Raw genomic sequence first — 492 nt, 5'->3', positions numbered from 1 at the left:
TAATCGCATCGGCGATTTTGAACTAGATACAGTCGTTGGTCCTCGTGGGCATAGTAAGGCAGTTTTATTAACTTTAATCGATCGAAAATCACGGTTCCTTTGGGCATACCGGTTAAAAGATCGGACGACAGCGACTGTTAATGAAGCACTAACTAAGTTCCTAACCACTTTTAATGATCCGGTGCACAGCTTTACTGTGGACCGTGGCACTGAGTTTAGTGGGCTAGTATCACTTGAATCACAATATGGTATTAAGACCTATTACTGCCATGCTTATACGCCAGCTGAACGTGGTAGTAATGAACGCTTTAATCGGAATTTACGTTATTTTTATCCTAAAGGGACTCGTTTTGAGCACATTAGTGCTCAAGATTTAACGACGACGTTACTCCAAATTAACCAGCGACCGCTTAAAATACTCGACTGGCAAACACCGTATCAGGTTATGCTGACAAATTTGTCCAAAAATTCGGATTAAATTTGCAATCTACC

1 pseudogene is annotated in these 492 nt (G+C 41.1%); it reads left to right on the top strand.

The annotated features are described in order from the left end of the window. Positions 1-478 (top strand): annotated as a pseudogene (locus FC15_RS05430) (IS30-like element ISLpl1 family transposase); the annotation flags it as partial. Positions 479-492 lie beyond the last annotated feature (14 nt).

This window comes from Lapidilactobacillus concavus DSM 17758, from assembly GCF_001435835.1.
In the GTDB taxonomy this organism is placed as follows: Bacteria; Bacillota; Bacilli; order Lactobacillales; family Lactobacillaceae; genus Lapidilactobacillus; species Lapidilactobacillus concavus.
Note: the sequence above shows the minus strand (reverse complement) of the source record. Positions and strands in the feature narration are given on the sequence as shown.